Source organism: Streptomyces caeruleatus, from assembly GCF_001514235.1.
GTDB classification, from domain to species: Bacteria; Actinomycetota; Actinomycetes; order Streptomycetales; family Streptomycetaceae; genus Streptomyces; species Streptomyces caeruleatus.
The window spans coordinates 313,456-335,257 of the sequence record NZ_KQ948930.1; the positions used below are offsets into that span (position 1 = coordinate 313,456).

Consider the following 21,802-nt stretch of genomic DNA (forward strand, 5'->3'; position numbering starts at 1 on the left):
CTCAGATTATTGCTGAGCGTTGAACATGTCCATACCAATCGAGGAACATGTTCGACGGGCCGTCAGAGAGGTGTCGGAGGGCGTCGTGACCGAGGGCGGCCTGCCGGAGGGCGTCTGCCGGAGGGCGTCTGCCGGAGGGCGTCAGGGGGCCGTCTCCCCCCGTCCCGCGCAGAACGCCACCGTCAGATCCTTGACCAGCGCCTTGCGTTCGTAGTCGTCCAGCTCGACCAGGCCCCGCATGGTCAGCCGGGTCACCGTGTCCTCGACCGAGTCGACGACCGAGGTGACCATCGTGGCCCGGTCCTGGGCGTCCAGCGCGGCGATCCGGCGCCGGTGCATGGCGGCGGCCACCTCCGGGGCGTACTCCACCCGCGCCGGCCGCACCGAGAACACCTCGACCCCGACCGCCCCCGCGTCCCGCGTCACCAAACGGGTCAGCGTCTCCGAGGCCGCCTCGGCCGAGCCCCGCATGGCACCGGGCATCTCCACCGGCACCCGGGCCAGCGCCGCCTCGACGCAGTCACGCAGATACGACTCGTGGTCCTCCACCCCGAGCGTCGCCCGCGCGGTGTCCTTCACCCGCCACACCACCAGGACGACCGCCCGCAGCGCGACCCCGTTCCCGTCCGCCGCCGGCATCGGCTCGCTGCGCCAGTGCCGCAGCCGTACGTCGACCCGGCGGCGCAGCAGCAGCGGGTTGACCCACATCAGGCCGGTGCGCCGGACCGTCCCCCGGTAGCGGCCGAACAGCCCGAGCACCCAGGCCCGCCCGGTCCGCCCCCGGGTCAGCCCGCCGAGCCCGAACAGCCCTACGGCCCCGGCCCCCGTGTACGCCGCCCACTGGGCCGGCCCCAACCCGGCCCCCGCGGACGCCGGCAGCCCCAGCGCGTCGACCGCCAGCGGCGGCAGCACCCCCGCCCACCACGAGGTGGCCAGGCACCCGGCCGCCCCGCAGACCCCGGCGAGCACGCCCGCCGCGCCCGGCAGCACCCGGGCCGGGCGCTCCACCAGCTCCGGGTCGATCCGCGGTTCGGGGCGCGGCTTGGGCTGGACCGGGCGGCGCACCCGCGGCTGCTCGCCCGTGCCCTGCCGGCGTGCCACGACCGTCGGCCTGAGCGGCACGGACACCGGGCCGGCCTCGTCACGGAACAGCAGGTGGACGGGGATCTCGGTGGTCGCCTCGTTCTGGATCAGCCGTGCGGGCCGTAGCGGTCCGTCGGGCTCGGGCGTGTGAGAAGTGGTCGTGGTCATCCGTGCCTCCAGCCTCCGCGCCAGATGCGTCACAACAGTGGTTGCCGGGATGTCGGGTTACGCGAACAGCCGCCGCCAGGTCTCCGGCCCCGGATAGCCGTCCGCCGCGCCGCCCCGCCAGCCCTGCGCCCGCTGGAACGCCTCGACGCCACGGCGGTCCGACTCGTCCCAGCGCGATCCCGGCGCCGTCTTGTAGTGCTTGCCGAACCCCTTCTTCACGAGTTGTCTGCCGAGCCGCAGGACGTACTGGTTGTCGGCGCCGGGCCGGAACATGGCCCGCCCCGGGTATCCCGGCACCCCGTGCGACGAGGGCTCGGCGGGGGTGGCGGTGGCGGCCGGGGCGGGGGTGCCGGCCGAGCCCGGGCCCGGGATGTCCTTGCCCTTGCCGGTCACCAGCAGCGCCCATGTCCGCGGCCCCGGCAGCCCGTCCGCGTCCTGGCCGCGCCAGCCTTGCGCCTGCTGGAAGGCCTGGGTGGCCCTGCGGTCCGCGTCCGTCCAGCGCGGGCCGGGGCCAGTGGTGTAGAACCGGCCGGCGCCGCGCTCGACGAGCAGGCTGCCCAGCCGGGTGACGTGCTTGTTGTTGGCCCCGGCACCGAAGTGCGCCGGCCCGGGGTACGCGTCCGGCGTGGCGGTCGCGGGCGTGGCGGTTCCGGGCGTGGCGGTCCCGGGCTTGGCGGCCCCCGGTTTCCCGACCTCGGGCGCCCCGGGGTCCGTCTGCTCGGTGCCGGAGTCGGGCTGCCCGGTGACCGGGTTCTCTGCGGCGGGCTTCTCTGCGGCTGGCTTCTCGGTGGCGGGCTTCTCGGCGGCGGGCTTCTCGGTCTCCGGCTTCTCGGTCTCCGGTTTCGTGCCCGTGGCGGTGCTCTTCAGCCCCTTGTAACGGTAGGCGAGATAGCGGTCGGAGTGGCTCCAATAGGCGTACGGGGTGGTCCGCCGGCGGGCGTGCGGGGGTGCCGACTCGTAGGCGACGTAGTAGGTGTGCGTATGGTCCGTCCAGCCGCCGAAAAGGACGACGTGCGATCCTTTCTCGGGGTCCGCCGGATTGTGGAACAGCAGAATGTCGCCGGGCTGCAGGTCCTTCTTGGCGATGCGTACTCCGTACTGGCCCAGGCTGCCGGTCCATTCGTTTCCGGGCAGCTTCCAGGCCATCGAGACGAAGCCGGAGCAGTCCTGTCGGTAGCCGTCCGACCAGTACTTGGACATGCTGTACGGCACCTTCGCCGCGACCCATTTCTTGGCCCGTTTGATGATCTCGGCACGGGTGGTGGCGGGCGTCTTGACCGGGCCGGACGGCTGGGCCGACTGCCCGCCCGGGCCGTGCAGCGGGGCCATGCCCCCCTGGGGGGTGCTGGGCTCGTCACCTGCAGGGACGGCCGGGCGGGCGGGGGCGTGGGGAGCGGCGACGGCCGGGGCCGTGTGGCCTACGGCGAGGGCGCTGGAAGCGGCTGCGGCGAGGATCAGTGCTCGGTGGGCGGCGGGGTGTCGGCCGGTCGTGGAATGCGGCAGGACACGTCTCCAGTGAACGCATCCCGGGCAGTCGCAGTCACTCGCCGGATCGAATTCCTCGAATACCGGAGTCCGAGTCTCCATGCGATTCCCTTCACACTCCAGTTGAAAATGTCCGCGGCTGGGCACGTCGTCAGTTTCTCAACTGTCTTCCGGACGCGCATGTTGACGGTCCGAATGGTTTACGGCCCTCCGGGCCCCCTCCCCCTCCCTCCTCCGCCGGTGCGGACCACCCCCCGAGGTCATGTAGAGTTAACGCCGTCAGCACGCGCCGCTAGCTCAGTTGGTTAGAGCAGCTGACTCTTAATCAGCGGGTCCGGGGTTCGAGTCCCTGGCGGCGCACAGACAGGGAAGGCCTCTCGCAACCGCGGGGGGCCTTCGCTTATGCAGCCGCCCCCCCCAGAGGCGGCTGGGGGTCCGGGGGTTATCCCCCGGGAAATGCAGCATCAGCGGGTCCGGGGTTCGAGTCCCTGGCGGCGCACAGACAAGCAAGGCCCCTCGTGCAAGCGAGGGGTCTTTCTTGTGTTTGGCCGGATACGCTCTGGTCATGGCAGCGCGTGACCTTCAGGAGCGGATCAAGAGGCTCATCATCGATCGCCGGCTGGCCTCCGGGGCCCCGCTGCCGACGGAGCCCGAGCTGATGGAGCATCTGGGCGCCAGTCGGAACTCCGTGCGCGAGGCGCTCAAGGGGTTGCAGGCGATGGGCATCGTGGAGATCCGGCACGGGTTCGGGACCTATGTCGGGACGATGTCGCTGGCGCCGATGATCGAGGGGCTGGCCTTCCGTACCGTCGCCGGGCACTACCGGGGCGAGGACACCCTGCTGCAGCTGGTGCAGCTGCGGGAGGCCGTGGAGACGGGGCTGGTGTCGCGGCTCGCGGGGCGGGTGCCGGAGGGCGACCTCGTTGAACTGGACGCGCTCGTCGACCGTATGGAAGAGCAGGCGGCGCGCGGCGGCGACGGGATCGCCGACACCGACCGGGCGTTTCACGCCACTCTCTACCGGGGGTTGGACAACGCGCTGCTGGGCGAGGTCATGGAGGCGTTCTGGGACGCCTTCCACCGCGTCCACACCGATCTCGGCGGCGTCCCGCAGGATCCCCTGGTCACCTGCCGGCAGCACCGGGAGATCGTGGAGGCGGTGCGGTCGGGCGATGCGATACGGGCGGAGGAGGCCATACGGGAGCACTTCGGCAACATCCGCGCCCGCGTATCCACGACGGGTACACAAGACCCCCACAGGTGCCACAATGAGCGCGTATGACCGGTAAACACCTCGTTTCGCATCTTGCGATCATGTGGAACGACGTAGAACCCTGGTGATTGGTTTTTCAAGATGCTGCGGATACGCGGCAGTTGGGGGGCAAGGAGCCGGTTGCCGGTTTTCGCCGGGGCATAGGGGGCCCTGTTCATGACCGCATGCCGAGGGGGGCATGATGCAACCGGAAGGTCGCTGTTCCATGTCTATGGTGGAGAAGATGTGGTGACTGCGGCCCACCACTGATACGCCTGTGAACGGTCGAGGGGGACCGGAACAGGTGTAAAGGAACCGACAGACACGCGGGTGACCCGCGTGTGGGGGGATGACTCATGACGTCGACGCCGACGGGCGCCCGGCAGAACTTCGACCCGTCTCAAACCACCCAGCTCAGGGTGCCGTCACAGACCAGGACCGGAGCTTTCCGCCGGATCAAGAAGACGCTGCCGAAGTACGACTACGAGCACTACAGCCGGCTGGCCGGTCCCCTCACTCAGCCCGACCCGAACAAGCCGTACCGGGTCGAGTACCGCTCGCTGATCTCGCAGGAGCCGCACCGGATAAGGGTCGCGCTGATGCTGGCCGCGGCGCCGGTGCTCTCCCTGGTCCTGCTGTTCTGGCTGCTCCAGCCAGAGCACTGGACCGAGCGGGACTACCCGGCCTTCGACTTCCTGCCGGCGCTCGACATAGTCATGCTCGTCTCGATCGGTCTGATCGAGTTCTTCCGCTGCATGAACGTGCTGTCCAACGCGCACGCCACGCTGGTCGCCCGCGACCCGATCCCGGTGGTGCCGGAGACCGGCACGAGAGTCGCCTTCCTCACCTCCTTCGTGCCCGGCAAGGAGCCGCTGGAGATGGTGACGAAGACCCTGGAGGCGGCCGTCAAGCTGCGCCACCGGGGTCTGATGCACGTCTGGCTGCTGGACGAGGGCGATGACCCGGAGGTCAAGGAGGTGTGCGCGCGGCTCGGCGTGCGCCACTTCTCCCGCAAGGGCATCGCCAAGTGGAACCAGGCCAAGGGCCCGCACCGCGCCAAGACCAAGCACGGCAACTACAACGCCTGGCTCGACGCCCACGGCGACGACTACGACTTCTTCGCCTCGGTCGACACCGACCACGTACCGCTGCCCAACTACCTGGAGCGGATGCTCGGCTTCTTCCGCGACCCGGACGTCGGCTTCGTCATCGGCCCGCAGGTGTACGGCAACTACGACAATTTCGTCACCAAGGCCGCCGAATCGCAGCAGTTCCTCTTCCACGCCCTCATCCAGCGCGCCGGCAACAAGTACGGCTCCCCGATGTTCGTGGGTACGTCGAACGCCGTACGCATCAAGGCGCTCAAGCAGATCGGCGGTCTGTACGACTCGATCACCGAGGACATGGCGACCGGGTTCGAGATCCACCGCCACAAGAACCCGGCGACGGGGAAGAAGTGGCGTTCGGTGTACACGCCGGACGTGCTCGCGGTGGGTGAGGGTCCGAGCGCCTGGACCGACTTCTTCACCCAGCAGATGCGCTGGTCGCGAGGGACGTACGAGACGATCCTCAAGCAGTACTGGAAGGGCTGGTACTCGCTGCCGCCGAGCAAGCTCTTCAACTACACGATGATGATCATCTTCTACCCGATGTCCGCCCTGAACTGGATCCTGGCCGCGCTGAGCTGTGCGCTGTTCCTGGGCCTGGGCGCCTCGGGTGTGAACATCGACCCGACGATCTGGCTGATGCTCTACGGCAACGCCTCCGCGCTCCAGATCGGCCTGTACGTCTGGAACCGCCGCCACAACGTCTCGCCGCACGAGCCCGAGGGCTCCGGCGGTGTGGCCGGCATGGTGATGTCCGCGCTGTCGGCGCCGCTGTACGCGAAGGCGCTGATCGATTCCGCGCTGCGCAAGAAGAGCAAGTTCGTGGTCACGCCCAAGGGCGATTCCGCGAGCCCCGACCGCTGGTTCGGGACCTTCCGCTACCACTGGTACTTCATCGCGATCTTCGGCGGTTCGATCACCGCCGGTTTCGTGTACGGCCACTCGCACCCGGCGATGATCATCTGGGCGACGTTCGCCATGCTGATCACGGCGACGCCGATCTTCGCCTGGCGCTACATGCTGCGGCAGGAGAAGAAGAAGCCCGCCGCGCCCGTGCCGGCACAGCCCGCCCCGGCGCAGTCGTCCGCGCCGTACCAGCCGGAGCCGCAGCCGCTGCCCGCGCAGCACGCGTCCCATGCCCCGCACGCCGCGCATGGCACGCACACCGCGCATGGCACGCACGCACCACACGCGCCGCAGCACAAGCCGAGTTGGGCCGCGTCGGGCAGTAGTGGTAGCGATCAGACGATGCAGATCGCCCTTGGTGGACTTGGGGGACGTAAGGAATGAACGACCGTGCAGGCCGCCGCCGCGCCCGTCGACTCGCGATAGGTACGGCGGTGGTACTCGCGCTGGCCGGAATGAACGGGCCGTGGCTCTATCGCGTCGGCACCGAGAAATACCACCAGTACCAGATCAACAGACCCGAGTACAAAGCCGAGAACGGCAAGTGGGAGATCATCGATTTCCCGGAGGAGTACCGCCAGAACACGATTCACGCGGCGCTTCTGCACACCGGCAAGGTGCTGCTGATCGCGGGCTCGGGCAACAACCAGGACAACTTCGACGCGAAGAAGTACGACACCCGGATCTGGGACCCGGTCAAGGGCACGATCAAGAAGGTGCCGACGCCGAACGACCTGTTCTGCACCGGCCACACCCAGCTGGCCAACGGCAACCTGCTGATCGCGGGCGGGACGAAGCGGTACGAGAAGCTCAAGGGTGACGTCACCAAGGCCGGTGGCCTGATGATCGTCCACAACGAGAACCCGGACCGGCCGATCACGCTGCCCGCGGGCACCAAGTTCACCGGCAAGGAGAACGGCAAGACGTTCGTCTCCAAGGACCCGGTGCTGGTGCCGCGCGCGAAGAAGGTCTTCGACAAGGCGACCGGCAAGTTCCTGCGCAACGACCCCGGTCTCGGCCGGATCTATGTCGAGGCGCAGAAGAAGGGCGTCAAGCACCAGACCGGCACCCAGGACAATTACCGGATTCAGGGGCTGTCCGGTGCCGACGCGCGTAACACGTACGGCATCGCGCAGAAGATCGCCCTCGACAAGAAGGACTTCCAGGGCATCCGGGACGCCTATGAGTTCGACCCGGTCGCCGAGAAGTACATCAAGGTCGACCCGATGCACGAGGCCCGCTGGTACCCGACGCTCACCACCCTGAGCGACGGCAAGATCCTCAGCGTCTCCGGCCTCGACGACATCGGGCAGCTGGTGCCGGGCAAGAACGAGGTGTACGACCCGAAGACCAAGAAGTGGACGTACACGGCGAAGGTGCGTCAGTTCCCGACGTACCCGGCGCTGTTCCCGCTGGAGAATGGGAAGATCTTCTACTCGGGGTCGAACGCGGGCTACGGGCCTGACGACGTGGGCCGCGACCCGGGCATCTGGGACGTGGACACCAACAAGTTCAGCAAGCTGCCCGGGCTGAGCGACTCCAAGCTGATGGAGACCTCGGGCACGGTGCTGTTGCCGCCGGCGCAGGACGAGAAGTACATGGTGATCGGCGGCGGTGGCGTCGGCGAGTCCAAGGAGTCCAGTGAGAAGACGCGGCTGATCGATCTGAGCGACGACGACCCGAAGTTCGTGGACGGGCCGTCGCTGGAGAAGGGCACGCGGTATCCGCAGGCGTCTGTGCTGCCGGACGACAGTGTGCTGGTGTCCGGCGGCTCCGAGGACTACCGGGGGCGCGGGGACTCCAACATCCTTCAGGCGCACCTGTACCGGCCGGGGGCGAGCACCCTTGACCGGGTCGCCGATCCGCTGGTGGGCCGCAACTACCACTCGGGGTCGATCCTGTTGCCCGACGGGCGGGTGATGTTCTTCGGGTCGGACTCGCTGTATGCCGACAAGGCGAACACCAAGCCGGGGAAGTTCGAGCAGCGGATCGAGATCTACACGCCGCCGTATCTGTACCGGGACGCTCAGCCGTCGTTGTCGGGTGGGCCGCAGACGATCAAGCGGGGCGGGTCGGGGACGTTCACCTCGAGGCACGCGTCGTCGATCGAGAATGTGCGGTTGATGCGGCCCAGTGCGTCCACGCATGTGACGGATGTCGATCAGCGGTCGGTGAAGTTGGACTTCGAGAAGTCCGGGGACAAGCTGACGGTGAGTGTGCCGACGAATCGGAATCTGGTTCCGTCGGGGTGGTACATGCTGTTTGTTACGGATGACCAGGGGACGCCCAGCAAGGCACAGTGGGTCAAGGTGCCGTAGATACCGAAGCGCTCCCGCACCTCGTTCTTCGGGTGCGGGAGCGTTGTGGTTGTTCGCGCACACGCGGCGGAGCCGCATATGTCACAGCCCCGCGCCCCTAGGGGGTTGTGGCCTCCGCCAGTTTCAAGGCGTACTCCGGCCACCACTCGCCCGCCTTCGGGCCGCCCTTGCACTCGCCGTCCGATTCGCCGGGGCGCTTGACCCAGACGTAGGCGTCCACGAGTGGGTCCGACGTCTTGGTCGTCGGGGTCTCGCCCAGTGCGCGGCCCGGTGGGTTGCACCAGCGCTCGTCCGGGTTGCCCCCGGTGTACGGGCCGTTGCCGTTGCGGCTGGTGTCGATGACGAACGGCTTGTCGCCCACCTTGGTGGAGAGCTGTTTGCCGTACGCGATCGAGTCCTTGGTCGTGTAGAAGTTGGAGACGTTGACGGCGAAGCCGTCCGCCTGGTCGATGCCGGCCCACTTCAGGGGCTCGAAGATCTGGTCGGGATGACCCCAGCCGGCGTTGCCCGCGTCCAGGTAGACCTTGGTGTTCTTCAGGGACTTGAGCTTGGTGATGGCGCCCTTGAGGAGGTCGTAGCGCTCCTCGTGGAACTCGCCCGGGGTGCAGCCGTCCACCAGGTGGAGCACCGCGTCCGGCTCCAGGATCACCGTCGTGGAACGGTCCTCGATCCCCTTGGCCACGCCGTCGATCCAGGCCCGGTAGGCGTCGCCGTCGGCGGCACCGCCCTGGGAGTACTGGCCGCAGTCGCGGTGCGGGATGTTGTAGAGGACCAGCAGGGCCGTACGGCCGGCCTTGTCGGCGGCCTCGGTGTAGCCGCGGGCCTCCTGCTCCGGGTTCTCCGGGCCGATCCACTCGCCGGTCGGCTGCTGGGCTATCTTGCGGATCTTCTCGGCGTCCTCCTTCTTGTCGGCCTTCTCGTAGGCCGCCACCTGCTCGGCCGCGTTCCCGTCCGGGTTCACCCAGAACGGGTCGGTCTCCTTGGGCTGTTGGCTGATCCCGGCGCCGGCGTTGTCGTCCGGCTCCTCGCCGTCCCCGGAGGAACAGCCCGCGATCAGCAGTGCCGCCCCCAGCACCATCGCGGAAGTCCGCGCGCGAGCCCCCCTCCAGGCCCCCCTCTTCAGGTACATCCAGCTCCCCCTCGGGTGCTCTGTTCCAAGGTTCAATCCTGACATACGTGTCGTGGGGCACACGAGGTCGCCGAGCCTTGTCGGGGAGCTGTTACAGCCACTAAGACGGCTCCGGGGGGCGGCAACAGGGGAACCGAGGAACAGGGGAAGGGGAGTGTGCGGTCATGCACCCATCCACCCGGGAGATCCGGCTGGCGGAGGCGTTGGTGGGGACGGCGGACACCCTCGCGGACGGGTTCGAGGCCGGGCCCTACTTATCGGCGGTCGCCGACCACTGTGTGCGATTACTGCCCGCGCAGGCCGCCGGGTTCATGCTGATCGACGGGGGCCGGACGGTGTCGCTGGCGGCGAGCAGCGCGCATCAGGCGGTCGCTCGTGATCTGCTGGAGGCCCAGCGCGACGGCGGGCCCTGTCTGGACAGCTACGGCTCCGGGCGGCCGGTGCCGCCGGTGTCGATCCGGGCGGCCCGGGCGGCGGCCCGCTGGCCCGGGTTCACCGAGCGGGCGCTGGTCCACGACATCGCGGCCACGTTCGCGGTTCCGCTGCTGCGCGATCAGCGGCCGCTGGGCGCGCTCAACGTCTTCGTCCGCGCCCTGCCCGACGGCTCCCGCTCGGACGACGGTACGACGCTGCGGCTGGCCCAGCTCATCGCCGACTGCGCGGCCCTCGGGCTGGAGAACCACACGGCGTACGTCCAATGCCGCACCCTCGCCGGTCAGTTGCAGCAGGCCCTGTCCAGCAGGGTTCGCATCGAGCAGGCCAAGGGCATGCTCGCCGAGCGCTGGAACACCGACGCCGACCACGCCTTCGTGGCGCTGCGGCAGTACGCGCGTCGCCGCCGGGTGCCGCTGGACCAGGTGGCGGGTGAGGTCGTCGACCGGGTCGCGGACGACGCCGAGCTGCGCCGGGAGGCGGAACGGGCGCAGGACGAGGGACGCGCGTAGGAGGAGGCACGCGCGTAGGACGAGGGACGCGCGTAGTCCCCTGTCGAACTTCCTCTAGGCCGGGGCCGTCTTCCGTTCTACAGTCGTTTCCGGACGACCCCAGCCCCCGGTCGGACCATCCCCCGCTCTGGTCATCACAAGGCCTCCCGCGCCGGTCGCCGGGTTACTCCCGCAACCCGTGCGCGCGCGGTCGAGGACCGGTCCGGTCGACGGCTTCGGGGGGAGCGGGCCGTCGACCGGGCCAGGTACGCGCCGGTGCCGTCCTCACAGACCTGTGCCGGTCAGGTACGCCGACACGATCACGTTCGCCGTGTAGCGCTGCGTCGTCCGGTCGAAGGTGCCGCCGCAGGTGATCAGGCGCAGCTCGGAGCGGCCCGAGTGGTGGGGGCCGTAGGCCTGGTGGGCGTCGAAACCGGCTCGGGGGACGGCCTGGACGTCCTCGACGGTGAACTCGGCGAGGCTGCCGTCGTCGCGCAGTACGCGGATCGTGGCGCCCGGTCTGAGGGTGCTGAGCTTGTAGAAGACGGCCGGGCGGGTCTGGGTGTCGACGTGGCCGACCAGGAGGGCGACGCCGGCGGCTCCGGGCTTCACGCCGGCCGCGTACCAGCCGACGTGGGCGGCCTGGTCGTAGGGCGGGGCGGCGATGGCGCCGTGGGCGTCGAGGCCTCGGGCGACGACCGGGGCCTGGATCTTCAGGCCGGGGATGTCGAGGCGTTGCGGGAGCGCGTCGCCGAGCGGGTGGGCGGCGGGCGGCAGGTCCAGGCGGGGCGGTCGGCCGACGGCCGCGACGTCGCCCGAGACGGCTGCGGATATGCCTTGCCGCACGCCGGTGAGCTCCCGGCCCCACAGCCACAGGCCGAGCAGCAGCACGGCCCAGGCCAAGCCCATCACGAGGCGGCCGCCGTGGGCGGGGCGTTCGTGGTCGGACATGGTCAGTGCGGCCTGCCCTGTCCGCGGCCCCGGCGGGCGCTGCGCAGCGCCACGGCGGTCGCGGCGACGCCGGCGAGGACCAGCCCGGTCACGGTGTGCGCCGTGCCGGGGCCGGCCGCGCGGGCGTCCACGACGGCGAGGTGGGCGGTGCCACCGCCGCCGGCCTCGACCGGGGCGACGGGGGAGGCGTGGGCCGCGGGCCGGGGCCCCTTCCGGGCGACGGTGACGGCGCCCGCGCGGGAGGTGTCCCCGCAGGCGACCTTCACGTCGTACGTGCCCGCCGTGAGCGTGGAGCGGATACGGCTCTGGCCGACGAGGGTGCCGTCGGCGCCGACGGTGAGGCGGGCGTCGGCGACGAACGCCGTGGAGACGGCCAGGGCGGTCTTCTCCTGGCATCCGCTCACCAGCAGCGCGATGTCGCCGCCGGGGCGGGGTGCGGACGGGCTGACCGAGACACCACCCCCGTCCGCCGCGTATGCCGCCGGGGTGACGGCGGCCGTGCCCAGGGCGGCGATGGCACAGAGGGTGACGCGCAGTGATCCCATCGTGAACCTCCAGTTATCTGGAGACTCCCCCCGCGGCACGGGCCCCGCATCCTCAGCGGGGCCCGCACTGCTCCGTACGGGTTGTGTCGCGCGTGCCGGGCGTTTCAGATCCGGTCGACGAGGTCCGCGATGGAGTCCACGATCTTGGACGGCCGGTACGGGAAGTTCTCGACCTGGTGGGGCAGGGTCAGGCCGGTGAGGACCAGGAACGTCTGCATACCGGCCTCGATGCCGGCCAGGACGTCGGTGTCCATGCGGTCGCCGATCATAGCGCTGGACTCGGAGTGGGCGCCGATGGCGTTCAGGCCGGTCCGCATCATCAGCGGGTTGGGCTTGCCCGCGAAGTACGGCTGCTTGCCGGTCGCCTTGGTGATCAGGGCGGCGACGGCTCCGGTGGCGGGCAGCGGGCCCTCGGTCGACGGGCCCGTCTCGTCGGGGTTGGTGCAGATGAACCGGGCGCCGGCGTTGATGAGGCGGACCGCCTTGGTCATGGCCTCGAAGGAGTAGGTGCGGGTCTCGCCGAGGACGACGTAGTCCGGCTCGTGGTCGGTGAGGATGTAGCCGATGTCGTGCAGCGCGGTCGTCAGGCCGGCCTCTCCGATGACGTACGCCGAGCCGCCCGGGCGCTGGTCGTCGAGGAACTTGGCGGTGGCCAGCGCCGAGGTCCAGATGTTCTCGATCGGCACGTCCAGGCCCATGCGGTTCAGCCGGGCGTGCAGGTCGCGCGGGGTGTACATCGAGTTGTTGGTGAGGACGAGGAAGGGCTTGCCGGACTCGCGCAGCTTCTTGATGAAGGCGTCGGCGCCGGGGATCGGTACGCCCTCGTGGATGAGCACACCGTCCATGTCGGTGAGCCAGGACTCGATGGGCTTGCGGTCTGCCATGGTGCTGGGACTCTCCTGGCGTACGTGCGGATGAGCGGGGGGCGCCGGAACCACGCCGTACCGACGTCCCCAGGGTAATCAGGAGTGGCTGATCCTGACCCCGTCGATCACCCAGAACCACGCGGAGTCGACGCGCATACCGCCGCTCACGTCGCCTCCTCGGCGAGCAGCAGCGCGGGCGGGAAGAGGGGTCTCAGCGGCGCCTCCGGGCGAGCAGGAGCGCGCCACCGGCGAGGACGAAGGCCGCGGTGGCGGCGAGGGTGGCGCCGGGGGGCGGGAAGAGGCCGGTGCGGGCGAGTTCGTCGGCGAGGGAGAGCTCGTTCCCGGCGGCGCCGGTGCGGGGGCTGGTCGAGGGGTTCGGGGCGGCGGAGGCGGCCGGGTCGGTCGAGGAGTCGCGGTCCGCGGGGGCGGCCGGGTCGGAGGGGCCGGTCGCGTCGGGGGCGTCGGCCGGCTCGGCGTCGATGGTGAAGCGGTAGTCGTTGGACTGGCCCACCCAGTCGCCGTCGCCGTCGTGGCGCTGTACGACGGCCGCGTTGGCGGTGACCTCGTTCGGTACGGCGTCCGAGGTGACCGCGAGCCGGACCTTGACGGTGACGGTCTTGCGGGGACCGACGGTGAACCCGTCGAAGCCGTCGAAGGCGCCTACGAGTTCGTCCTCGTCGGTGGTCTCGAAGCGCACGGGGAGGGGGCGGTCCCCGGCCGGGCTACCGGCTTCGACCGGCCCTTCCGGGCGCTTCGGGCTGCCCTTCGGGGTCCCGTAGAACTCCAGTCGGGGCTGGGACGGCTTGAGGGCGCGTTTGCCGTCGACGAGGACGACAACGGGGTGGATGCCGGTACAGGTCCGGCCGGTGGTGTTGGTGAGGTCCAGGTACCAGGTGCCGAATCCGCCGCCGGCCGTGTAGGAGTCGGGGCCGCCGTGCAGACGGGTGGTGAGGGGGAAGTCCCCGTCGTCGGTGACGCAGCTAGGCAGCGCGACGGGAGGTTCCGCGCGCACCGGGGGCGCAGCGGCGAGAAGGGCGGCTGCTGCGAGGCAGAGGGGAGCGGGTGAGTGCAGTAGTCGCATGAACACATGACCATGCCGGGTGGGGGCGGGGATCGGGCGGCGCCATTCCGTACGGCATCGAAAGTCCGCTCGATCAGCGCATGCGCGATGTCGATCAGGGCACGCTCTACGTCGATCAGGGCACGCGCACCGTCGATCAGGGCATGCGCGATGTCGATCAGGGCACGCTCTACGTCCCTCGGGCACACGCCGTCCGGCGCGCGTACCCCGGTCAGCGCAGGCGCCCCGTCACCCCTCGGCACGCCCGAACAGCGGCGCCAGCAGCAGCTGGGCGGCCCCCTCGGCGACCCCGCGCTCACCGCCGGCGCTGCTCAAGGCCCTGCCCTCATCGCCCTCTCCGCCTGCCTCTGCTCCCCCTGCTCCCCCTGCTCCCCCGCCGGAGGCAACCCGTACTGGCACCGCCTCCTCGCCCGCGCGCCGGGCGCGTTCGTCGAGGACGGCGGCGACGCCGCGTACGAAGGTGTCCGGCGCGGCGGCGACCGTGCGGCCGCCCAGCAGGACGAGGTCGACGTCGAGCAGCGCGACCAGGTTGCCGACGGCCGTGCCGAGCACACGAGCCGCCTCCGCCAGGTCGCCGCGCGCCACGGCGGCCAGGCACAGCGCCTCGACGCAGCCGCGGTTGCCGCACTCGCAGGGCGGGCCGTCCAGCTGGACGACCTGGTGCCCGAACTCCCCGGCGCCCGTGCGGGCCCCCCGGTGCACCGCTCCCCCGATCACGAGCCCTCCGCCGACGCCCGCGCCGAAGTGCAGATACGCGAAGGACGTGCCGGACGCGGTCTCGCCGCCGACCGCGAGTCCGAGGGCGGCGGCGTTGGTGTCCTTGTCGACGACGACCGGCAGCGAGAGGCGCCGCGCCAGCACGTCCCGCAGTGGGAAGCCGTTCCACTCCGGGAACCCCGTGACCCGGTGCAGCACCCCGCGCCGGTGGTCGAGGGGCCCGGGCAGCGCGACACCGACACCGAGCACGGCGCCCGGCCGAGGGCCGGCACCGGCCACCAGCGCATCGCCCGCCGCGTCGGCCGCCCCCGCCGTCAGCTCCCCCACCGCACGCACCGCCCGCTCGACGACCGTCTCCGCGCCCGCCCCCAGATCCAGCGGGGCCCGGCGCCGAGCCACCACGGTCCCGGTCAGATCGCAGAGCACGGCCGTCAGCTCGTCCCGGTCCAGATGCACGCCCACCGCGTGCCCGGCCTCCGGCACCAGTCGCAGCACCGTGCGCGGCTTGCCGCCCGTGGACGCCCGGTGCCCCGCCTCCGCCGCGAGTCCGTCCTCCCGCAGCCGGGCGGTGATCTTGCTGACCGCCTGCGGGGTGAGGCCGGTGCGCTCGGCGAGTTCGAGCCGGCTGATGCCCTCGGGGCCGGCCGTGCGCAGCAGGTCGAGCACGAGCGCGGTGTTGTGACTGCGCAGGGCACCCAGCCGCATCGAGTCGCGGCTCCGACGGGCCACGCCCCCGACACCGTCCCCGCGGTCCACACCGTCCACACCGTCCGTCGTCCTGTTCACGCCGTCCATTGTCCTCGGCGCTTGCACTTTGGCAACAGCGTTGCGAAAGTGGGCTGTATGAGTGCTACTCCCCTCCGCGTCGGCCTGGTCGGCTACGGCCTGGCCGGTTCCGTCTTCCACGCCCCGCTGATCGCCACCACCGAGGGGCTCGCCCTGGACACGGTGGTCACGTCGAACCCCGAGCGGCAGAAGCAGGCCACCGCCGAGCACCCGGACGTACGCGTCGTCGCCACGCCCGACGAGCTGCTCACCCGCGCCGCCGACCTCGACCTGGTCGTCATCGCATCCCCCAACAAGACGCACGTCCCGCTCGCGACGGCCGCCCTGAAGGCGGGCCTCCCGGTCGTCGTCGACAAGCCGATCGCCGGCACGGCGGCCGAGGCACGCGACCTGGCGGCGCTCGCGGAGGAGCGCGGGCTGCTCCTGTCCGTCTTCCAGAACCGCCGTTGGGACAACGACTTCCTGACCCTGCGTCGACTCCTGGCCGAGGGCGCACTGGGCGACGTATGGCGCTTCGAGTCCCGTTTCGAACGCTGGCGTCCGCAGACCAAGGGCGGCTGGCGGGAGTCCGGCGACCCGGCAGAGATCGGAGGTCTGCTCTACGACCTCGGCAGCCATGTCGTCGACCAGGCTCTGGTGCTCTTCGGCCCGGTCACCCAGGTGTACGCGGAGGCGGCCGTCCGCCGGGCCGGCGCGGAGACGGACGACGACACGTTCATCGCGCTGACGCACGCGAACGGCGTCCGCTCACACCTGTACGCCTCCGCCACGACCGCCCAGCTCGGCCCGCGTTTCCGGGTGCTGGGCTCGAAGGCGGGCTATGTGAAGTACGGCCTCGATCCGCAGGAGGCGGCGCTGCGGGAGGGGCAGCGGCCCGGCGCGGGCGCGGAGTGGGGCACGGAACCCGAGTCGATGTGGGGCCGGGTGGGCGCTGGGGGTGCCCCCTCTGGGGGAGAGTCCCCGCTGACGGGCGGCGGCCGCGCCGAACCCACCCTCCCCGGCGACTACCCCGCCTACTATGCGGCCGTGGCGGAGGCACTGCTGGCCGGCGGCCCCAACCCGGTGTCCGCCCTGGAGGCGGCCGCCGCCCTCGACGTGCTGGAGGCGGCGCGTCGTTCGGCCCACGACGGAGTGGCGGTGACCCTGTGACGACGCACAAGACCCACAAGACGCACAACCCCGAGATCACCCCGAAGTTCCACCCGGAACTCACCCCGCCCCTGGAGGAGCTGGAGGCCCAGGAACGCCGCCTGATCTTCCGTCAGTTCAGCTACGACGACGCCTGGGCCCTGGGTTCCCTGCTGGTCGAGCTGGCCCGCGAGCGCCAGGCTCCGGTCGCCATCGACATCCACCGCGCCGGCCAGCAGCTCTTCCACGCCGCCCTGCCCGGCTCCACCCCCGACAACGACGCCTGGATCGCCCGCAAGCGCCGGGTCGTGGAGCGCTACGGCGCCTCGTCCTACGTGGTCGGCGCCCGCTTCCGCGCCAAGGGCACGACGTTCGAGGACTCCTCCCGCCTGGACCCCGACGTCTACGCGGCGCACGGGGGTTCGTTCCCGATCAACGTTGAGGGCGTCGGGGTCGTCGGGTCGGTGACGGTGAGCGGGCTGCCGCAGCTGGAGGACCACCGGCTCGTCGTGGAGGCCCTTGAGGAGTTCTTGAAGCGCTGACGGGAAGAACCGGCGGCACCCTCCGGTTGGCACCCCCGTACGGGAACCGACCGGAGGGACAGCGTCGTGAGTGACCGCGTAGTGGCCGACAACCCGGTGAACGACAGCCGGGTGAACGACAGCCCGGTGAACGACAGCCGCGTGACCGACAGCCGGGTGAACGACAGCCCGGTGAACGACAGCCGCGTGACCGACAGCCGCGTGACCGACAGCCCGGCCGATGGCGCCTTGAAGAGGTCCGTCGGACGCCACGGCATCTGGAGCGCCGGCCTGCGCTCGGAGGACCCGGCCCGACGCGGCGAACTCGCCGAGGCCGCCGCCGAGTTGGAGCAGCTGGGCTACGGCGCCGTCTGGCTGGGCGGCAGCAGCGCCGCCCGCCACGCCCTGCCGCTCCTGGAGGCCACGTCGACGCTCGCCGTCGGCACCAGCATCCAGAGCATCTGGCAGTACGACGCCGCCGGGAGCGCGGCGGGCTTCGCCGAGGTGGAGGGGGCGCATCCGGGCCGGTTCGTCCTCGGTCTCGGTGTCAGCCACGCGAAGTTCGCCGAGCAGTACCGCCGCCCGTACTCGGCGCTGGTCGCCTATCTCGACGAGCTGGACGAGGCCGGCGTTCCCTCGGACCGCCGTCTCCTGGCGGCCCTGGGGCCCAGGACGCTGGGCCTGGCCCGCGATCGGGCGGCCGGCTCGATCCCGTACCTGGTCACCCCCGAGCACACCGCCCGGGCCCGCGAGATCCTGGGCGAAGTCCCGCTCCTGGCCCCGGAGTTGAAGGTGATTCTGGAGACGGATCCGGGCCGGGCCCGCACCCTTGCCCGCGGCTCCCTGGCCATCTACCTCACCCTGCCGAACTACACCGACAACTTCCTGCGCCACGGCTTCACCGAGGACGATCTGCTGGACGGCGGCAGCGACCGCCTGATCGACGCGGTGTTCGCGTGGGGCGACGAGGCCGCGATCCGGAAGCGGATCGACACCTTCGTCGCGGCCGGGGCGGACCACGTGGCCCTGCAGGTGGTGGACGGCGGTTCGCGCGAGGCACTTCCACGGGAGGCGTGGCGCCGGATCAGTTCACTGCTGGCGTGACCGGGACCGGCCGCCCCTCCGGGGGCTGATGCCCCCGGAGGCGCAGGGCTGTGTCGGCGTACGGCTCCGCGCCTCTCAGGACATCAGCACGGAGCCGGCGCCGGACGGGCCGGCACTCGGCCCCGCTCGCCCCCCCCTGGCGCGGGCTCCCGGCTCTCCGGCTCTCCCGGCCCTGCGGCTCTCCGGGCTCTCCGGCTCTCCGGCTCTCCCGACCCTCCGGGCTCTCCGGCTCTCCGGCTCTCCCGACCCTCCGGGCTCTCCGGCTCTCCGGCTCTCCCGACCCTCCGGGCTCTCCGGCTCTCCGGCTCTCCCGACCCTCCGGGCTCTCCGGCTCTCCGGCTCTCCCGACCCTCCGGGCTCTCCCAGCGGAGCGCCTACGCGTCCTTGAACTCCTGCCGCTGCCGCCCGAGCCCCTCGATCTCCAGCTCCACGACGTCCCCGGCCCGCAGGAACGGCTTCGGCTCGGGCTGCCCGAGGGCCACCCCCGCCGGCGTACCGGTGTTGATGACGTCACCGGGGTACAGCGTCATGAACTGGCTGACGTAGCGCACGACCTCCGCGACCGGGAAGATCTGCTCGGCCGTGGTGCCGTCCTGCTTCAGCTCCCCGTTGACCCACAGCCGCAGCGAGAGGTTCTGCGGATCCGGTACCTCGTCCGCCGTCACCAGCCACGGCCCCAGCGGGTTGAACGTCTCGCAGTTCTTCCCCTTGTCCCAGGTCCCGCCCCGCTCGATCTGGAACTCCCGCTCGGACACGTCGTGCGCCACCGCGTACCCGGCGACGTGCGCGAGCGCCTCCTCGGCGGACTCCAGATACCGGGCCGTACGTCCGATGACGACCGCGAGCTCGACCTCCCAGTCGGTCTTCGCCGACCGGCGGGGGACCAGCACGGTGTCGTTCGGGCCCACGACGGTGTCCGCGGCCTTGAAGAAGACGACCGGCTCGGCGGGCGGCTCGGCGCCGGTCTCGCGGGCGTGGTCGTGGTAGTTCAGCCCGATGCACACGACCTTGCCGATCCGGGCGAGCGGCGGCCCGATCCGCAGCCCGTCCGCGTCCAGCGCGGGCAGCTCCCCGGCCTCCGCGGCGGCCCGGATCCGGCCGAGCGCCGCGTCGTCCGCGAGCAGCGGCCCGTCGATGTCCGGCACCACACCGGAGAGGTCCCGCAGGACCCCCTCGGCGTCGAGCAACGCAGGCGTCTCCACTCCCGCCGTACCGACTCGCAGCAGCTTCATGATCACAATCTCCCTCGATCGCGTGCGCCCGCCGACGGGTGCAGCCATCGGAGGACTGGTCGATCCTCCAAGGTCGACGGCCACTCCGCAATACCCGGTTCACGTACTGGACCGTAGGCCCGGGGGCACGCGCCGGGCCGCTCCGGCTCAGCGGTAGAGGGCGGCCCGCTCCACCGCGCTCCACGTCGTACTGGTCACCACGTACAGCGCGGCCGCCAGGGGCACCACCGCCACGGTGAAGAGCGTGAAGAAGGACATGAACGGCATGACCTTGCTCATGGCGCCCATCCCCGGCACCGGCTGCCCGTCGACCACGGGCACGGGCACGGCCGGATTCGCGGCCATCATCCGCTTCGTCCGGCGGTAGTTGAACGCGGCGACGCAGGCGACGACCACGAAGAGCCCGAGGTACACGAGCCCCGCTCCCCCGAGCACCCCGCCGTCGCCGAGCGCGTCGGCCCACCGGTCACCGAGGTGCGCGGCGAACAGCTGGTGGGTGAGCAGTTCGTTCGCCTCTCCGCCGATCGTCGTGTTCGAGAAGAGGTGGTACAGGAGGAAGAAGGCCGGCAGCTGGAACAGCCCTGGCAGGCATCCGGCCAGCGGCGACACCTTCTCCTCGGCGTGCAGCTCCATTACGGCCCGCTGGAGCTTCTCGGGGTTCTTGGCGTGCTTCTTGCGCAGCTCGGCGATCTTCGGCTGCAACTCGGTCCGCGCCTTCTGCCCGCGCGCGGAGGCCCGGGACAGCGGATGCACGAGCAGTCGTACGAACGCGGTGAACAGGACGATCGCGGCGGCGGCCGCGGACGCGCCGAACAGCGGCTGGAGCAGATCGGCAAGCCGCTGAACAAGGTCGGCGAAAACGGACATGGGTGAGCCCTCCGAGGGTCTCGTCGTGCCGGAACGGACCATGCCGGAAGCGGCATGGCGGAATGACGGCATGACGACCCGCGCGGGTCACAGGCTGGACGCTGTTGCGCTGCACTGTTGCTGACGCGCTGTTGCTGGCGCACTGTTGCTGATGCGCTGCTACGGGCGCGCTGTCGCCGGTAGCTGGTCGCTGTCGCTGATGCGGTGCGTGCGTGCGTGCCTGTCTGCCTACGCGACGGTCGCCGGGAGGGCGTGTCCGGGCGCCCTGGGCCGTGGCCGGCCGGAGGCGTCGGGGTCGCGTTGTGGCAGGAAGGCCGTACGGCGGGCCCGGTCGCGGATGGCCGTACGCACCCGGGTCGGCGGCACGGCGGGCGCGGCGCGCGAGGCGAGGAGCGAGCAGACGGCGAACGCGGAACTCGCGGCCGCGGTCGCCGCGAGCGCGACGGTCGCGGAGAGGGTGCCCGAGTCGAGCAGCACGACCTCGAGGAAGAGGAGCACCAGCGCGGCGGCGGGACGCAGACGCAGACGCAGACCGGACCCACTGCGGATCATCGGCTGCCCCTCCCGTCCGTACTGGTTCTGCTCGCCCTGATGTTCGTACGTTACACGCACCTCAGCGTGGCCTCATGGAGACCAGCTTGCCCCACACCACCAGCCGGTACTTCGACGTGTACTCGGGTGTGCAGGTGGTGAGGGTGAGGTAGTAGCCGGGGTCGCGGTAGCCGTGGCCCGGCCGGACGGTGGAGTGCGGGACGGCCCGCAGGACGCTCCCGTCACGGGCCGTGGTCTGCGGCAGGACCTTGTCGACGGCGTACGTGTACGTCGCGCTCCGCGTCTCGACCCGCACGGTGTCCTTCGGCGCGAGCCGGTTGAGGTACCGGAAGGGCTCACCGTGGGTGTTGCGGTGCCCGGCGAGGGCGAAGTTGCCGGCCTGGCCGGGCTGTTGGGTGCCGGGGTAGTGGCCGACGTAGCCCTTGTTGAGGACCCGGCTCTTGCTGACGCCCTCGGCGACCGGGACCCGGAGGTGGAGGCGGGGGATGGTGAGGATGGCGTAGGCCCTGGACCAGTCGGGCGAGGGCGGGGCGGCGACGGCGGCCCGGTCGGGCGAGCCGGCGGGCGGGGCGGCGGGCGCGGACGTGGCCGTAGCCGAAGCCGGGGCCGGGGCCGACGAAGCGGGCGGCGGCGCACCGGCCGTAGGGAAGTCGCCACCCGAGCCACCCCCGCCGTCCCAGGCCCGCTCCAGCGCCCGGACCTCGCGCTCGGCCCCCTCCCTGGCCTCCCGGTTGGTCCACCACACCTGATGCACGACCAGCAGCAGAAGCACCACCCCGACGGTGACGAGGGCCTCCCCGCCACTCCACAGCACGCGCCGCCGCAGCGCGCGACGCCGAAGCCCGCTGTGCCGCACGACGCGAACCCGCACCATCCGTGAGCCTCCTTCACCGGGGCCGCCCGCACGATAGGGGGTCGCACGATAGGGGGTCGGGCGAAAGGTCTCCAGACCCGTGCGCAGGCGGTCAGGTTCAAGGCCGCTGTCCGGTCCCCCGAACACTTCCTCCCACTTCCTCCACAGGTTTGAGAAAGGGCTGTTGAAACCCTCGACAACCTCACCCGTCACACCCGATGCTTCCTGT

Annotated in this window: 19 protein-coding genes and 1 tRNA gene; 8 read left to right on the plus strand and 12 right to left on the minus strand. The window is 71.0% G+C overall.

Going from position 1 to position 21,802, the window contains the following annotated elements; all coding sequences use genetic code 11:
- Nucleotides 1-141 precede the first annotated feature (141 nt).
- Together AQJ67_RS22545 and AQJ67_RS22550 are read right to left on the minus strand one after the other, a co-directional pair.
- Entirely contained in the window at nt 142-1,251 is a 1,110-nt protein-coding gene (locus AQJ67_RS22545) for an SPFH domain-containing protein (protein ID WP_062720865.1), read from the minus strand.
- Between the two features lie 57 nt (nt 1,252-1,308).
- Complete coding sequence (locus AQJ67_RS22550) at nt 1,309-2,838, minus strand: peptidoglycan-binding protein (protein WP_062720866.1); 1,530 nt, start codon at nt 2,836-2,838, stop codon at nt 1,309-1,311.
- A gap of 184 nt (nt 2,839-3,022) precedes the next feature.
- On the opposite strand from AQJ67_RS22550, the gene AQJ67_RS22555 reads away from it, so the two are divergent.
- The 4 genes from AQJ67_RS22555 to glxA all read left to right on the plus strand — a co-directional run bounded on the left by AQJ67_RS22555 (nt 3,023) and on the right by glxA (nt 8,318).
- Nucleotides 3,023-3,096, plus strand: a tRNA-Lys gene (locus AQJ67_RS22555).
- Between the two features lie 205 nt (nt 3,097-3,301).
- On the plus strand, nt 3,302-4,018 hold the full coding sequence (locus AQJ67_RS22560) for a FadR/GntR family transcriptional regulator (protein ID WP_062720867.1): 717 nt from the start codon (nt 3,302-3,304) through the stop codon (nt 4,016-4,018).
- 326 nt (nt 4,019-4,344) lie between these two features.
- Complete coding sequence (locus AQJ67_RS22565) at nt 4,345-6,384, plus strand: glycosyltransferase family 2 protein (protein WP_062720868.1); 2,040 nt, start codon at nt 4,345-4,347, stop codon at nt 6,382-6,384.
- On the plus strand, nt 6,381-8,318 hold the full coding sequence (gene glxA, locus AQJ67_RS22570; protein WP_062720869.1) for a radical copper oxidase GlxA: 1,938 nt from the start codon (nt 6,381-6,383) through the stop codon (nt 8,316-8,318). The genes AQJ67_RS22565 and glxA overlap by 4 nt, the downstream gene beginning before the upstream one ends.
- A gap of 97 nt (nt 8,319-8,415) precedes the next feature.
- Here glxA and AQJ67_RS22575 read toward each other — a convergent pair whose 3' ends face one another.
- Nucleotides 8,416-9,447, minus strand: a complete 1,032-nt coding sequence (locus tag AQJ67_RS22575; protein WP_062720870.1) for a glycoside hydrolase family 6 protein — start codon at nt 9,445-9,447, stop codon at nt 8,416-8,418.
- Between the two features lie 164 nt (nt 9,448-9,611).
- On the opposite strand from AQJ67_RS22575, the gene AQJ67_RS22580 reads away from it, so the two are divergent.
- Nucleotides 9,612-10,391, plus strand: coding sequence for a GAF and ANTAR domain-containing protein (locus tag AQJ67_RS22580; protein WP_062720871.1), 780 nt, complete (start codon nt 9,612-9,614; stop codon nt 10,389-10,391).
- 264 nt (nt 10,392-10,655) lie between these two features.
- On the opposite strand, the gene AQJ67_RS22585 is transcribed toward AQJ67_RS22580, so the two are convergent.
- The 5 genes from AQJ67_RS22585 to AQJ67_RS22605 all read right to left on the minus strand — a co-directional run bounded on the left by AQJ67_RS22585 (nt 10,656) and on the right by AQJ67_RS22605 (nt 15,325).
- Nucleotides 10,656-11,321, minus strand: coding sequence for a class F sortase (locus tag AQJ67_RS22585; RefSeq protein ID WP_062720872.1), 666 nt, complete (start codon nt 11,319-11,321; stop codon nt 10,656-10,658).
- Between the two features lie 2 nt (nt 11,322-11,323).
- Complete coding sequence (locus tag AQJ67_RS22590) at nt 11,324-11,866, minus strand: hypothetical protein (protein ID WP_062720873.1); 543 nt, start codon at nt 11,864-11,866, stop codon at nt 11,324-11,326.
- A gap of 104 nt (nt 11,867-11,970) precedes the next feature.
- Complete coding sequence (locus tag AQJ67_RS22595) at nt 11,971-12,750, minus strand: HAD-IIA family hydrolase (RefSeq protein WP_062720874.1); 780 nt, start codon at nt 12,748-12,750, stop codon at nt 11,971-11,973.
- A 193-nt stretch (nt 12,751-12,943) separates the two neighbouring features.
- A complete protein-coding gene (locus AQJ67_RS22600; RefSeq protein WP_062720875.1) occupies nt 12,944-13,819 on the minus strand; it encodes a hypothetical protein in 876 nt (291 codons plus the stop codon).
- Between the two features lie 222 nt (nt 13,820-14,041).
- Nucleotides 14,042-15,325 (minus strand): ROK family transcriptional regulator, encoded by a 1,284-nt coding sequence (locus AQJ67_RS22605; protein ID WP_425264172.1) that lies wholly within the window; start codon nt 15,323-15,325, stop codon nt 14,042-14,044.
- Nucleotides 15,326-15,373: 48 nt separating this feature from the next.
- On the opposite strand from AQJ67_RS22605, the gene AQJ67_RS22610 reads away from it, so the two are divergent.
- The 3 genes from AQJ67_RS22610 (at nt 15,374) to AQJ67_RS22620 (ending at nt 18,069) form a co-directional block, all read left to right on the plus strand.
- Nucleotides 15,374-16,465, plus strand: a complete 1,092-nt coding sequence (locus AQJ67_RS22610; protein WP_062720876.1) for a Gfo/Idh/MocA family protein — start codon at nt 15,374-15,376, stop codon at nt 16,463-16,465.
- Nucleotides 16,462-16,986: a heme-degrading domain-containing protein gene (locus AQJ67_RS22615; protein WP_062720877.1), complete on the plus strand. Its 525-nt coding sequence runs from the start codon at nt 16,462-16,464 to the stop codon at nt 16,984-16,986. Before AQJ67_RS22610 ends, AQJ67_RS22615 begins: the two co-directional genes overlap by 4 nt.
- 228 nt (nt 16,987-17,214) lie before the next feature.
- Nucleotides 17,215-18,069, plus strand: a complete 855-nt coding sequence (locus AQJ67_RS22620; RefSeq protein ID WP_079056117.1) for an LLM class F420-dependent oxidoreductase — start codon at nt 17,215-17,217, stop codon at nt 18,067-18,069.
- Nucleotides 18,070-18,443: 374 nt separating this feature from the next.
- Here the strand turns inward: AQJ67_RS22620 and AQJ67_RS22625 are convergent, their stop codons facing one another.
- From AQJ67_RS22625 to AQJ67_RS22640, 4 genes are all read right to left on the minus strand, one after another.
- Nucleotides 18,444-19,301 carry a fumarylacetoacetate hydrolase family protein gene (locus tag AQJ67_RS22625; RefSeq protein ID WP_062720878.1) on the minus strand — a complete coding sequence of 286 codons (858 nt, stop codon included), beginning with the start codon at nt 19,299-19,301 and terminating at the stop codon, nt 18,444-18,446.
- Nucleotides 19,302-19,448: 147 nt separating this feature from the next.
- On the minus strand, nt 19,449-20,168 hold the full coding sequence (locus AQJ67_RS22630; protein ID WP_062720879.1) for a YidC/Oxa1 family membrane protein insertase: 720 nt from the start codon (nt 20,166-20,168) through the stop codon (nt 19,449-19,451).
- A gap of 228 nt (nt 20,169-20,396) precedes the next feature.
- Nucleotides 20,397-20,720, minus strand: a complete 324-nt coding sequence (locus AQJ67_RS22635; RefSeq protein ID WP_062721070.1) for a DUF6412 domain-containing protein — start codon at nt 20,718-20,720, stop codon at nt 20,397-20,399.
- A gap of 61 nt (nt 20,721-20,781) precedes the next feature.
- Complete coding sequence (locus AQJ67_RS22640) at nt 20,782-21,594, minus strand: class E sortase (protein ID WP_062720880.1); 813 nt, start codon at nt 21,592-21,594, stop codon at nt 20,782-20,784.
- Nucleotides 21,595-21,802: the final 208 nt, after the last annotated feature.